Here is a 12,441-nt window from a genome sequence, read left to right on the forward strand (position 1 = left end):
AGCGCCCGTGCCCGAAGCCTTCCTCCTCGACGCGGTCCGCACCCCGGTCGGCCGGCGCGGCGGCGCCCTGTCCGGGTGGCACTCCGCCGACCTCGGCGCGCACGTCATCCAGGCGGTCGTCGCCCGCGCGGGCGTCGACCCGGACCTCGTCGACGACGTCATCCTCGGCTGCACCGACACGCTCGGCCCGCAGTCGGGCAACATCGCGCGCACGGCGTGGCTGGCGGCGGGGTTCGGCGACCACGTACCGGGGGTGACGGTCGACCGGCAGTGCGGGTCGAGCCAGCAGGCCGTCCACTTCGCCGCGCAGGCGGTCATGTCGGGGACGCAGGACCTGGTGCTGGCGGGCGGCGTGCAGAACATGAGCCGCATCCCGATCAGCGCGGCCATGCTGGCCGGGCGCGAACACGGCTTCGAAGACCCGTTCTCCGGGTCGAAGGGCTGGCAGGAGCGCTACGGCAGCGTCGAGGTCTCGCAGTTCCGCAGCGCGGACATGATCGCCTCGCACTGGGACATCAGCCGGGAGACCATGGAGGAGTACGCCTTCCACAGCCACCAGCGGGCCATCGCCGCCGTCGACTCCGGGCGGTTCGACGCGGAAATCGCGCCGGTCGACGGCTTCCGGCACGACGAGGGGCCGCGCCGGGACACGTCGCTGGAGCGGATGCGCGGGCTGAAGCCGCTCGCTCCGGAGTCCCGGCTGACCGCGGCCGTGGCCAGCCAGATCTCCGACGGCGCGAGCGCGGCCCTGCTGGCGTCCGCGTCGTTCGTCGAGGAGCACGGCCTGACGCCCCGGGCGCGGATCCACCACCTGTCGGTGCGCGCCGCGGACCCGGTGTGGATGCTGACCGGCCCGATCCCGGCCACCGCGCACGCACTGCGCCGCGCCGGGCTCACGATCGGCGACATCGACCTGTTCGAGGTCAACGAAGCCTTCGCCAGCGTCGTGCTGGCGTGGCTGGACGAAACCGGCGCGGACCCCGACCGGGTCAACGTGAACGGCGGCGGCATCGCCCTCGGCCACCCGATCGGGGCCACCGGCACCAAGCTCCTGGCGACGCTCCTGCACGAACTGGAACGCCGCGGCGGCCGCTACGGCCTGCAGACGATGTGCGAAGGCGGCGGCACCGCCAACGTCACCATCATCGAACGCCTGTCGTGAGTGTTCAGGCGGGTGCTAACCCGCCTGGACACTCACGACGTCAGGCGAGCTCGCGCAGCTTCGGCAGGACGTCCTCGGAGAACTGGCTCAGGAACCGCTCCTGGTCGTGGCCCGGACCGTGCACGACCAGGTGGTTCAGGCCCGCGTCGACGTACGGCTTGACCAGCGCCACGGCCTCGTCCGGGTCGGACGCCACGATCCAGCGCTTCGCGACCTGCTCGATCGGCAGCTCGTTGGCCAGCCGCTCCATCTCGTCGGCCGACGAGATCGTGTGCTTCTGCTCCGCCGTCAGCGACAGCGGGGCCCAGAAGCGCGTGTTCTCCAGCGCCTTCTCCGGGTCGCGGTCGTAGGAGATCTTGACCTCGATCATCCGGTCGATGTCCTTGACCTCGCGCCCGGCGGCTTCCGCGCCCTCGGCCACGGCCGGCATCAGCTTCTCGGTGTAGAGGTCCATGCCCTTGCCCGAGGTGCAGATGAAGCCGTCGCCCGCGCGGCCCGCGTACTTGGCCACCACCGGGCCGCCCGCGGCGATGTACACCGGCAGCGGCTGGTCGGGGCGGTCGTAGATCCGCGCGTCGACGAGCTTGTAGTACTCGCCGTCGTGCGAGACGTTGTCCTCGGTCCACAGGCGGCGCATCAGCGTGATCGCCTCGCGCAGCCGCGCGAACCGCTCCTTGAACTCCGGCCACTCCATGCCGGAGACGGCGATCTCGTTGAGCGCCTCGCCGGTGCCGACCCCGAGGATCACCCGGCCCTCCGACAGCAGGGACATCGACGCGAACGCCTGCGCGATCACCGCCGGGTTGTACCGGAACGTCGGGGTCAGCACGCTCGTGCCGATCTGCACCCGGTTCGTCCGCTCCGCCACCGCCGGGATGAACGCCAGCGCCCACGGCGCGTGCCCGCCTTCGTGCCGCCAGGGCAGGAAGTGGTCGGCCACCCAGACCGAGTCCAGGCCGACCTCCTCGGCGCGCACGGCGAACTCGACCAGGTCGCGCGCCCCGAACTGCTCCGGCGACGCCTTGTAACCGACCTTGAGCGCCACTGTCATCCTCCCGTTTCCCGGCCGAGGCGCCGCAGGATCTCACCCGCCTCGGCCACCGTGCCCTCGACGATCTCGCCGACCGTGGGCAGGTCGTGGATCATGCCCACCACCTGCCCCGACGCTAGCACCCCGGCGTCGGTCCGGCCCTCGACCAGCCCCGCACGCAGCAGCATGGGGGTGTTGGCCGCCATGACCAGCTGACTCCAGGTGAGATCGTTGCCGTGCTTCATCGCGAAGCCTTCTTTGACCATGGCAACCGGGGACAGTCCGGTGATATTCCGGAACCGGAGGGCGTTCCGCGCGGCCTGCGCGAGTCCCTTCACGCGGCCGGCGCGCTCCAGCTTGTCGACGAGCGCGGTGCGCAGCACCCGGTGCGGCAGGCCGTCCACCCGGCGGGTGACGACGGTCCCGGCGAGCCCCTGCTCGAGGTACACGCGCTTGACCTCGTCCGGGACCGTGCTCTCCTTGCTGAGCAGGAACCGGGTGCCCATCGCCACGCCCGCGGCCCCGTAGGCCAGCGCGGCGGCGAGCCCGCGGCCGTCGAAGAAGCCGCCGGCCGCGATCACCGGGATGTCGACGGTGTCGAGCACGGACGGCAGCAGGAGCGTCGTGGCGACACCGCCGGTGTGCCCGCCGCCCTCGCCGCCCTGGACGATGACGGCGTCCGCGCCCCAGCCCGCGACCTTCTCGGCGTGCCGGGCGGCGCCGACCGACGGGACCACGACGATGCCGTGGTCCCGCAGCTTCGCGATCATCTCCTTCCGCGGCGCGAGCGCGAACGACGCCACCTTCACGCCTTCGCGGATCAGCAGGTCCACCCGGTCGCCCGCGTCGGCGGCGTCGGCACGCAGGTTGACGCCGAACGGCTTCTCCGTGCGCTTCTTGACCTCCGTGATGGCGGCTTCGAGCTCGAGGTAGGTCATCGTGGCCGAGGCGAGGATGCCGAGCGCGCCCGCTTCGGCGGTCGCCGAGACCAGCCGCGGGCCGGCCACCCAGCCCATGCCGGTCTGGACGATCGGGTGCTCGACGCCGGCGAGGTCGGTCAGCGCGGTCTTCACGCCGGGACTTCCTTGTCGCGGAAGTTCTTCGGGTCGAGCACGTCCCGGATCAGCCGCAGTTCTTCCGCCGTCGGTTCGCGGCTGGTTCCGGCTCCGGAAAAGTCGATCTCGAAGCTGGTCGCCGCCGCGACCTCGTCGCGCGTGACGCCCGGGTGCAGCGACACCGCGCGCATCGAGTGGCCCGGGGTGCCGAAGCCGAAGACGCCGAGGTTGGTGACGACCCGGTGGACGTCGTGGTACTTCTCGGCGGACGGCCCCGCCTTGGCCGCGTTGTCGTAGCCGACACCGGAAACGACGTCCACGGCGTCCACGAACACCCGCGGGGAATGCCTCGGCACCCAGTAGCTGGTGCGGTGGTTGACCGTGTTGCCGGGCGCGCCGCGCACGCCGAGCAGCTGCTTCTTCGGGTGCGCGTGGTCGCCGATGGCGGAGATGTTCTGGTTGCCGTGGCGGTCGACCTGGTTCGCGCCCATCACGACGTGCCGCCGCCCGTGCGGGACGATCGTGTCCAGCACCTTCCGGAACGGCTGCCAGCCCTCGACCACGCCGTCGGGCGTGACCAGGTACGCCTCGCCGTCGGACATCAGCAGGTCCGGCTCGAACGTCAGCCGCGCGAGCTTCGCGCCCAGCTGCGGGATCAGGCCCATCGGGCTGGCCACGATCTCGCCGTCGCCGCGGAACAGCTCGGCCACCGCCACCACGGCGATCTCGGCCCGGGTCGCACTCATGCCGCCTCCGCCTCGAACTTGTCCACTTCGGACAGGTACGCGCGCTCGTCACCGGAGAGGAACCGGTCCGCGAACCCGGACCAGGCATCGAGATCCTTCGCGCACGTCGCGTAGTGACGCTGGAACCGTTCGTCCCGGCCGTAGTCCGGCGCCGCCGTGGTGAAGTGCGCACCCCGCGGCGCCTCGACGACGCCGTCCACGCTGCCGCGGTTGAGCAGCAACGACTGCACCGGCCCGCCCGCCAGCAAGTCCGGCGTCTCGACGACTTTCTCGACCGACACGAACCGTTTCGCCGCCGCCAGGCAGAACAGGTCGTCGAAGTACGGGTCCGGCCCGAGGTACTGGGCGTTGCCGCGGGCGTCGGCGCGGTTGAGGTGCACCAGCGCCACGTCCAGGTGCCGCGCCGGGACCGCGACCAGTTCCTCGGCGTCGGCGTACGGCGAGCGCACGGTCCGCAGGTCCGGGTTCGCGCGCATCACCTCCGACCCGAGCCCGGCGCGCATCGGCAGGAACGGAAGCCGTTGCGCCGCCGCGGAAAGCGCCGCGCCGAACATGCCCTCGTCGTACTCGGTCACCTCGATCGCGCCGGTCTCCCGCGCCCGGCCGAACCACGGGTCGAACGGGATCGAGTCCAGCGTGACGAACCCGAACACGACCCGCTTGACCTTGCCGGCCGCGCACAGCAGGCCGACGTCCGGGCCGCCGTAGGAGACGACGGTGAGATCCTTGACGGGCGTCCGGAGGATCGCGCGGACCAGGGCCATCGGCTTGCGCCGCGAACCCCAGCCGCCGATGCCGAGGGTCATGCCGTCTTCCAGTTCCGCCGCGGCTTCGTCGGCGGTCATGCGCTTATCGGCCATTCAAGAACTCCTCGCGGGCCTCGTCGGACGCGCCGAGCAGGTTCAGCTCGAAGGTGAACCCCTGCTCGAACCGGTAGCTGCGGTGCACCTGCTGGGTGTCGATCCCGTTCAACGCCTCCTTGGCGGCCCGGATCACGCGCGGGTCCTTCCCGGCGATGTCGGCGGCGACGGCCATCGCCGCGTCGTCGAGTTCGGCGCGGGGCACGACCTGGTACACCGAGCCGTGGGCGTGCAGCTCGGCGGCGGTGATGGTGCGGGCGGTGAAGTACAGCGTGCGCATCAGGTGCTGCGGCACCAGCCGGGCCAGGTGCGTCGCCGCGCCGAGCGCCCCGCGTTCCACTTCGGGGACACCGAAAGTGGCGTCGTCGGACGCGATGACGACGTCGGCGTTGCCGACCAGCCCGATGCCGCCGCCGAGGCAGAAGCCGTGCACGGCCGCGACGACCGGCACCTCGCAGTCGTAGACCGCGCCGAAAGCCGCGTAGCAGCCCCGGTTCGCGCCGACGAGCGCGTCGTACCCCGCGCTGCGCTGGATCTCCTTGATGTCCACGCCCGCGTTGAAGCCCCGCCCCTCGGCGCGCAGGACGACGACGTGCACGTCCGGGTCGCGCCCGGCCCGCGTGAGCGCGTCGGCGAGGTCGAACCAGCCCTGCACGGGCAGCGCGTTGACCGGCGGGAAGTCGACCGTGACGACCTCGACGTGCGCGTCGCGCTTGGTGCGGATGCCCATCAGCTCGCTCCGTAGACGGGTTCGGGCTCGGGCGCGCGCTCGAGCAGGTCGGCGACGACCGGGCCCAGTTCCGCCGGGTCCCAGCGCTCCCCCTTGTCCACGGCCGGGCCGTGCCGCCAGCCCTGCGCGAGGGACACCTTGCCGCCCTCGACCTCGAACATCCGGCCGGTGACGTGCGAAGATTCCGCGCTGCCCAGCCACACGACGAGCGGCGAGACGTTCTCCGGCGCCATCGCGTCGAAGCCGCTCTCGGGCCTCGCCATCGACGCGAAGACCCCTTCGGTCATCCGCGTCCGCGCGGCCGGCGCGATCGCGTTCACCGTCACCCCGTACCGCGCCAGCTCGGCCGCCGCCACGACGGTCAACCCGGCGACACCGGCCTTCGCCGCCGAATAGTTGCCCTGGCCGACGCTGCCCAGCAACCCAGCGCCCGAACTGGTGTTGATCACCCGCGCCCGCGGCGGCCGACCCGCTTTGGCCTCGGCCCGCCAGTGCCCGGCGGCGTGCCGCAACGGCGCGAAATGTCCCTTCAGGTGCACGCGGATCACCGCGTCCCACTCGTCCTCGTCCAGGTTGGCCAGCATCCGGTCCCGGACGAACCCCGCGTTGTTGACCAGCACGTCGAGGCGCCCGAAGGTCTCCAGCGCCGCGCCGATCAGTTCCGCGGCCCCGGCCCAGTCGGCGATGTCCGAGGTGTTCGCCACCGCCTTCCCGCCGCGTTCCCCGATCTCGGCGACGACCTCGGCGGTCGCGTCCCCGGCCACGTCGTTGACCACGACCAGCGCCCCTTCGGCGGCGAACGCGAGGGCGTGCGCGCGCCCGATCCCGCGTCCGGCTCCGGTCACCACGACCACCCGGTCCTGGCACAACCCACTCACGAATCCTCCCGATGGTTGACGTCGGCCGCGGCGAGGAAGGCCGGGACCTCACCGCCGCCGTGCACGCGCAGGGTGGCGCCCGAGACGTAGGAAGCCAGCGGCGAAGCCAGGAACGCGGCACAGGCGCCGACCTCCCGGGGTTCGGCGAGCCGGCCCAGCGGCACGGTCTTCCCGACCGCCTCGACCGCGGCTTCGCTGCCGTAGTGCAGGTGCGACTGCTCGGTCCGCACCATCCCGACGGCCAGCCCGTTGACCCGCACCTTCGGCGCCCACTCGACGGCCAGGCTCGCGGTCAGGTTGTCCAGCCCCGCCTTCGCCGCCCCGTAGGCCGCCGTCCCCGGCGAGGCGCGCGTCCCGCTGACGCTGGAGATCATCACGATCGAGCCGCCGTCGTCCTGCCGCTGCATCACGGCGTTGGCGTGCTGCGAGACCAGCAGCGGGGCCAGCAGGTTGAGCTGCACGATCTTTTCGTGCAACCGCGGCGAGCCCTCCGCGGCCGGGACGTAGGGCGCCCCACCGGCGTTGTTCACGACGACGTCGAGCCGCCCGTGCCGGTCGACGATCCCCTCGACGAGCGCGGCGACCTGCCCGTCGTCCCGGACATCGCATTGGACGAATTCGGCGTCGGTGGGTGCCTCGCGCCGCGCGCAGGTGATCACGCGTGCCCCGTGGGCCAGGAACACGTTGCAGATGCCCTGGCCCACGCCACGGACACCGCCGGTGACCAGCACCACGGCACCGGCCAGGCCCAGATCGGTCTTCACGTCACAAAACTAGAACACGTTCTCGCCTTGGGCAAGGTGGCGTGCCCGGTCCGGATGTCATGAACGAGTCGTTCACCGCGTCCGGCGAGGTGAAAGGGGCTTTCATGACATCCGGACCGCCGGACCGGCCGCGCCGATCCAACCTTGCCGGCGCCGTATCACCGGACGCGATGAACGAGTCGTTCACGACACTCGCCCGCGCGGCTCCGGCGACAGTCAGGCTCGCCGCGACCTGAGCCCCGAAGCGCGCAACGCCGCCTGCATCGCGAACCGGGCGTCGGCGTCCTCCAGCCGCTCCCCGAACGCCTGCTTCAGCTGCCGCACGCGGTAGCGCACCGTCTGCGGGTGCACCGAAAGCTCCACGGCGATCTTCTCCGAGTTGCCCCCGTTCTGCAGCCAGGACAGCAGCGTCTCGCCCAGCCGCCGCCGTGTGCGGTCCGGGAACTGCGCCAGCGGGGCCAGTTCCCGATCCGCCAGCTGGTCCGCCAGGGGCGCGTCGGACAGCAGCCACAGCGTGGTCAGGTACTCCGCGGACCACGTCACCGGGACGTCCGGGAGCGCGCCGTCGGCCACCAGGCGCAGGGCGGTGCGGGCCCAGCGCAGGGAGTCCGCCGCCGAAGCGACCTCCGTCGCCGGGCCGACCGCCACGCGCGTGCCGAGGCGGGTCAGCGCGCCGGCGGCGGCCGGAGCGGGCAGGAGCAGGTACGGCTGCGGGGGTTCGAGGTCGGTGAGCACCTCGGGACCCCACGACGTGCCGGCTGCCGTCTCCGCCGCGATCGCCACCACCGAACCGGGGACGGGCCAGCCGGCCGCGGCCGCGAGCTCGGCGAGGACCGGCTCCGGGAGGGTGCCCGGGCCGACGAGCAGCCGCAGCAGCCGGCGGCGCAGGCCCGCCCGCGTGCCGTCGATCTCCGCGCGCGCCTCGCGGTAGCCCTGCGCCGACATCCGGGCCAGCTCGTCCGCGTAGCCGAACAGCATCTCGGCCAGCCGCGCCATCGCCGCCGACGACAGCCGGTGGCGACGGCCCAGCCGCATGATCCAGCGCCAGCCCGCGCGGGTGCCGGCGCGGTACGCCGCCTGGAGGTCGTCGAGCATCCGGCCTTCGCGCGCTTCGCCCGCACCGAGCCGGTGGCACGTCGCGTACAGCCGGTCGCGCGGCGCCCGCGGGTCCTCGACGAGGTCCACGAAGAGCGCGACCGCGCACTCGACGCCGTGCCGGGTCACGCGGCCGTAGGACCCGTCCCCCGGCCGGGCGTAGACCGGGACGACCCGCCGCACCTCCTGGACGATCCAGTCCACCAGTGCCGGCAGGGCCGGACGCATGAGCGCCGCCAGCTCGCTCCTCCCGAGGATCTCTTCGCCGTCGTCCCGGTGAGCCGGAACGCGTGGCCGGGCACTTTCGGGGGACACCAAGGGTTCCTCCACCGGGGACGGGCGACGGAACGAGCTTTACCGGACGGTAAAGCAGCGGGACCGTACAGTACACCTCCATGAGCCGGCCGAGTCGTCCTGATCGATCCAGCGCTCGCCGCAGCCCGGCCGCCCGGCCCACCGACGGCGAACTGCTCGACGCCGCCCGCGCGGTCTTCGCCGAGCGCGGCTACGCCCAGGCCACCATGGGGCTGATCGCCGAGCGCGCCGACTCCACCAAACCCACGCTCTACGCGCACTTCGGGGACAAAGCGGCCCTCTTCCGCGCCGCCGTGACCCGCGAAGTCGCCGCGCTGCGGGACTGGGTGCTCACCGCCTACGAAACCGCGAGCGCGCGGCCACTGGAAGAGCGCGTGCGACTCTCGGTGATGGCGATGTTCGGCTACGCCGGCGCCCACCCGGACAGCTTCCGGCTGCTGTTCGACTCCGCCGTCGACGAGATGTCGAACGAGCGCCGCGCGCTGGCCGACACCGTCACCACGCACGTCCTCGGCCGGATCCACGAGCACCTGCTGGCCCACGGCCGCACGCCCGGCCCGGGCGCGGACCTGCTCGCCGCGATGATGGTGGGCCTCGTCGGCCGCGCCGCGATGCACGTGTCGCACTCCCCCGGCGTCGACCCGATCGCGGCGGGCGAACTGGCCACCGGGTTCGTCCTGGCCGCGCTGCGCGGCCTCGACCCGGCGCTGCTCGACCGCGTCGACGACGCGCGCCAGTGCGCCACCTGAGCATCCACACCGGACTGGTTGTCACCCGCCGGACAATTCCCGCCGGCCTTCGCAATTGACTCTTGCCGCGGTCGGCGGCCACTGCGACGCTGCCGTTACCCGCAAGCGCCGAAATGCATTTCCGATCCACCCGGAAAGCGCTTGCCGAACCCGTTTTCCCGCGAAGAGGTGTTGATCAGCCATGAAAACGCGCTTGTTTTCCGCCGCCGCCGCACTCGGTATCGCCATCACCGGTCTGAGCGTCGCGGCCGCGCCGGCGGCGTCCGCCGCGCCGTGCACCGACATCGACGTCCCGGTCGCCCGCGGCACCGGCGAACCCGGCACGCTCGGGTTCATCGTCGGCGACCCCGTCTACCAGGCGGTCCAGAATTCGCTGCGCCCGCGCACGCTGAGCAGCTACCGGGTGGACTACCCGGCCGACCTCGGCGAGCCCGCGTCCGTGCAGAAGGGCAACACGGACCTGGTCAACCACGTCAAGGCCCAGGCCGCGGCCTGCCCGCAGCAGCGGTTCGTGCTGGTCGGCTATTCCCAGGGCGCGAACGTCGTCGACAACTCGATCGGCATCAGCAGCGACGGCGCCGTCGTCGGCGGCCCGATCGTCGCGACCATCCCCGCGGAGCTCGCGCCCCGGATCGCCGCGATCCTGCTGTTCGGCAACCCGATCCGCGCGCTCGGCCGCCAGGTCACCGGCACCTACCAGAGCCGCACCAAGGACTACTGCGCCACCGGCGACCCGATCTGCCAGGCGGGCGGGTTCAACTTCCTGGCCCACCTGGGCTACGGGAACAAAGCCGCCGACGCAGCAGCCTTCGCCGCCGCGAAGGTCTGATCGTCAGCAGTTCGACGGCGCCGCCGCCCCCGTGAAGCGGTTGACGATCCACTGGTGGGCGTCGGCGTTGCCCGCCAGGATTCCTGTCGCGTGGTCGGAGAGGTAGGTCTTCCACTGCTCGCGGACGCCGGCCGCGCAGTACGTCCGGTGCAGCGTCTCCGCCTGCGGGGTGTTGACGATTTCGTCGGTGCTCGCGTGGTATTGGAACACCGGCACCCGCGGTGGGTTCGCGCCCAGCTTGTTCTCCGCCAGCCGCGCCTGCCACTGCGGGGTCGCGAGCGGATTCGACGTCGTGTAATCACTGATCTTCTTGAACGAATAGTTCAGCAGCAGTTCCGCCACGCACGCGTTCTTCTTGGCGTCGGACAACTGCTGACGGCCGGTGTCGTTGAGGAACGAATCCAGTTTCAGGTCCGGGTAGGCCGCGTCCAGCCCGACCGCGGCGAACGCGAGGAACCCGAACCCGATGTACCCGTCGAGGCCCTTGGCGACCTCGGTCAGGTCGGCCGGGACGCCGCCCGCGACGACGCCGACGAGGTTCAGCTCCGGTGCGTACGAAGGCTGCTTCTCCCCCGCCCACATCGCTCCGCCGCCGCCCTGCGAGTAGCCCTGGAAGATCACCTTGGCGCTCTTCGCCAGCCGGGCGGACGGCAGGTTCTGCGCGGCCCGCACCGAGTCGATCACGGCCGGGCCCATCGACTGCCCGGTGATGTACGTCGGCACGGTCGCCGGCGAGTAGCCCTCGTAGTCGGTCACCGCGACCGCGTAGCCCGAGGACAGCGAGTCGTTGATGGCCGGCTGGTCGTACAGCGTGCCCCGCTCCATCGCCTTGGACGCCGTGCACTTGAACGCCGGGCCCTGCGTACCCACCGCGTACCCGACGATCGGCGCCGCCGCGGGGTCCTTCCCCTTGGGCACCAGGATGGTCCCGGTCACCGCGTCCGGACGGCCCTGGGCGTTGGTCGAGAGGTACATCACCTGCCAGGCGTCGGCGTTGGCCGCGTTCAGCAGCGGAACCGTGGGCCGCCAGCGCAGCACGTCCCCGGGTTTCCCGGCCGGCAGCGGCGACGGCGGGGTGTAGAACGAGTCGTCGAACGGCCCCGGCAGGATCGGGGCGGCGGCCGCGCCGGCGGGCGGGCTCGCGGCCACCACCCCCAGCGCCACCAGGCAGCAGCTCACCAGCGCCGACACCAGCTGTCGCACGTGGACGGACTTCACCACAACCTCCATCGGTCGAACGGGAAGATCAGGCCGGAAGGCCCAGTGCGCCGGCGAGGACCGGCCACGAGTTGTGCAGGGCCCGCTGCCAGTACGGCCAGCTGTGCGTGCCGGGCCCGTAGTAGTCGACGGTCGCGGGAATCCCCTTGGAGCGCAGCAGGTCCGTGAAGCTCTGCGACGACAGCAGCGCCGACGGCTCCAGGACGTCGGACTGGCCGGGCGGGTCGAGCGGGCCGGTCTGCCCGTTGCCGCAGGAGATGTAGAGCGCCGTACCGCGCAGCTGGTCGGCGTGGTCGTAGGGGTTGCCCGCCGACCAGAGCGGCCGCATCCCGAAGGAGTCGCCCCACAGCTGCAGGTAGTTGAAGATGCCGGCCCGGGCGAGGATGCCGATGATCCAGACCGGGATGCCGGGGAAGAGCGTGTTCGGTACGCCGCTGTAGGACGCGGCCGCGCCGAACATCCCCGGGTGCTTGAACGCGTAGGCGAGCGCACCGTACCCGCCGATCGACAACCCGGCGACCGCCCGTCGGGTACCCCCGTGGTACCCGCGTTCGACGATCTGGCGCACTTCGGCGGTGTGGAACGTGTCCCAGTCCGGGGTACCGCTTAGGCCGAAGTTCCACCACTTGGTGTACATCCCGGCCGGGCCGTCCGTCGGCATCACGACGAGCGCGTCCTTGTTCGCGGTGAACGCCTTCACATCGGTGAATTGGTCCCACGACTTGTAGTCGACCGGCTCGCAGCAGCCGTGCAGCAGGAACAGCACCGGCCAGGTCCGGCTCGGCTGCGCCGCCCAGCCGGCCGGTACGATCAGCCGGACCATCCCGGTCGTGCCGAGCGCGGGCGAACTGATCTTGAGGTCGACGGTCCGGGCGTCCAGCCAGGTTTCCGAGACGACCTTCGCACCGTCGTCGGCCACCGCCGGGGCCGCCTGGGCCGGGGCGACGCCGCCGGCGGCGAGCAGGAGCACCGCCGACAACGCCAGCAAAGCCAATCGCTTCATCGCGACT

The 12,441-nt window shown here is 72.0% G+C and carries 13 protein-coding genes; 3 read left to right on the top strand and 10 right to left on the bottom strand.

Features of this window, described 5'->3' with window-relative positions; translation table 11 throughout:
- Positions 1-7: 7 nt before the first annotated feature.
- A complete protein-coding gene (locus ACLJQM_RS26570) occupies positions 8-1,162 on the top strand; it encodes an acetyl-CoA C-acetyltransferase (RefSeq protein WP_360776023.1) in 1,155 nt (384 codons plus the stop codon).
- Positions 1,163-1,202: 40 nt separating this feature from the next.
- Here the strand turns inward: ACLJQM_RS26570 and fgd are convergent, their stop codons facing one another.
- From fgd to ACLJQM_RS26610, 8 genes are all read right to left on the bottom strand, one after another.
- A complete protein-coding gene (fgd, locus tag ACLJQM_RS26575) occupies positions 1,203-2,207 on the bottom strand; it encodes a glucose-6-phosphate dehydrogenase (coenzyme-F420) (protein WP_247025167.1) in 1,005 nt (334 codons plus the stop codon).
- A 2-nt stretch (positions 2,208-2,209) separates the two neighbouring features.
- Positions 2,210-3,265, bottom strand: a complete 1,056-nt coding sequence (locus ACLJQM_RS26580; RefSeq protein ID WP_360776026.1) for an NAD(P)H-dependent flavin oxidoreductase — start codon at positions 3,263-3,265, stop codon at positions 2,210-2,212.
- Complete coding sequence (locus tag ACLJQM_RS26585; protein ID WP_410633162.1) at positions 3,262-3,993, bottom strand: CoA-transferase subunit beta; 732 nt, start codon at positions 3,991-3,993, stop codon at positions 3,262-3,264. The genes ACLJQM_RS26580 and ACLJQM_RS26585 overlap by 4 nt, the downstream gene beginning before the upstream one ends.
- Positions 3,990-4,853: a CoA transferase subunit A gene (locus tag ACLJQM_RS26590; protein WP_410633163.1), complete on the bottom strand. Its 864-nt coding sequence runs from the start codon at positions 4,851-4,853 to the stop codon at positions 3,990-3,992. The genes ACLJQM_RS26585 and ACLJQM_RS26590 overlap by 4 nt, the downstream gene beginning before the upstream one ends.
- Complete coding sequence (locus tag ACLJQM_RS26595) at positions 4,843-5,583, bottom strand: enoyl-CoA hydratase family protein (RefSeq protein WP_247024272.1); 741 nt, start codon at positions 5,581-5,583, stop codon at positions 4,843-4,845. The genes ACLJQM_RS26590 and ACLJQM_RS26595 overlap by 11 nt, the downstream gene beginning before the upstream one ends.
- Positions 5,583-6,461, bottom strand: coding sequence for an SDR family oxidoreductase (locus ACLJQM_RS26600; protein ID WP_410633164.1), 879 nt, complete (start codon positions 6,459-6,461; stop codon positions 5,583-5,585). The genes ACLJQM_RS26595 and ACLJQM_RS26600 overlap by 1 nt, the downstream gene beginning before the upstream one ends.
- A complete protein-coding gene (locus ACLJQM_RS26605) occupies positions 6,458-7,225 on the bottom strand; it encodes an SDR family oxidoreductase (RefSeq protein WP_360776039.1) in 768 nt (255 codons plus the stop codon). Before ACLJQM_RS26605 ends, ACLJQM_RS26600 begins: the two co-directional genes overlap by 4 nt.
- 216 nt (positions 7,226-7,441) lie before the next feature.
- A complete protein-coding gene (locus tag ACLJQM_RS26610) occupies positions 7,442-8,635 on the bottom strand; it encodes a PucR family transcriptional regulator (RefSeq protein WP_410633165.1) in 1,194 nt (397 codons plus the stop codon).
- Positions 8,636-8,715: 80 nt separating this feature from the next.
- Between ACLJQM_RS26610 and ACLJQM_RS26615 the strand changes: the two genes are divergently transcribed.
- Together ACLJQM_RS26615 and ACLJQM_RS26620 are read left to right on the top strand one after the other, a co-directional pair.
- On the top strand, positions 8,716-9,384 hold the full coding sequence (locus ACLJQM_RS26615) for a TetR/AcrR family transcriptional regulator (RefSeq protein WP_410633166.1): 669 nt from the start codon (positions 8,716-8,718) through the stop codon (positions 9,382-9,384).
- Positions 9,385-9,565: 181 nt separating this feature from the next.
- Entirely contained in the window at positions 9,566-10,213 is a 648-nt protein-coding gene (locus ACLJQM_RS26620; RefSeq protein ID WP_410633167.1) for a cutinase family protein, read from the top strand.
- Positions 10,214-10,216: 3 nt separating this feature from the next.
- Here ACLJQM_RS26620 and ACLJQM_RS26625 read toward each other — a convergent pair whose 3' ends face one another.
- Together ACLJQM_RS26625 and ACLJQM_RS26630 are read right to left on the bottom strand one after the other, a co-directional pair.
- Entirely contained in the window at positions 10,217-11,407 is a 1,191-nt protein-coding gene (locus tag ACLJQM_RS26625) for a lipase family protein (protein WP_410633259.1), read from the bottom strand.
- A 52-nt stretch (positions 11,408-11,459) separates the two neighbouring features.
- Entirely contained in the window at positions 11,460-12,434 is a 975-nt protein-coding gene (locus ACLJQM_RS26630; RefSeq protein WP_410633168.1) for an alpha/beta hydrolase, read from the bottom strand.
- Between the last annotated feature and the right edge of the window lie 7 nt (positions 12,435-12,441).

The sequence above is a fragment of the Amycolatopsis sp. cmx-4-83 genome, from assembly GCF_046548815.1.
Taxonomy (GTDB): Bacteria; Actinomycetota; Actinomycetes; order Mycobacteriales; family Pseudonocardiaceae; genus Amycolatopsis; species Amycolatopsis pretoriensis_A.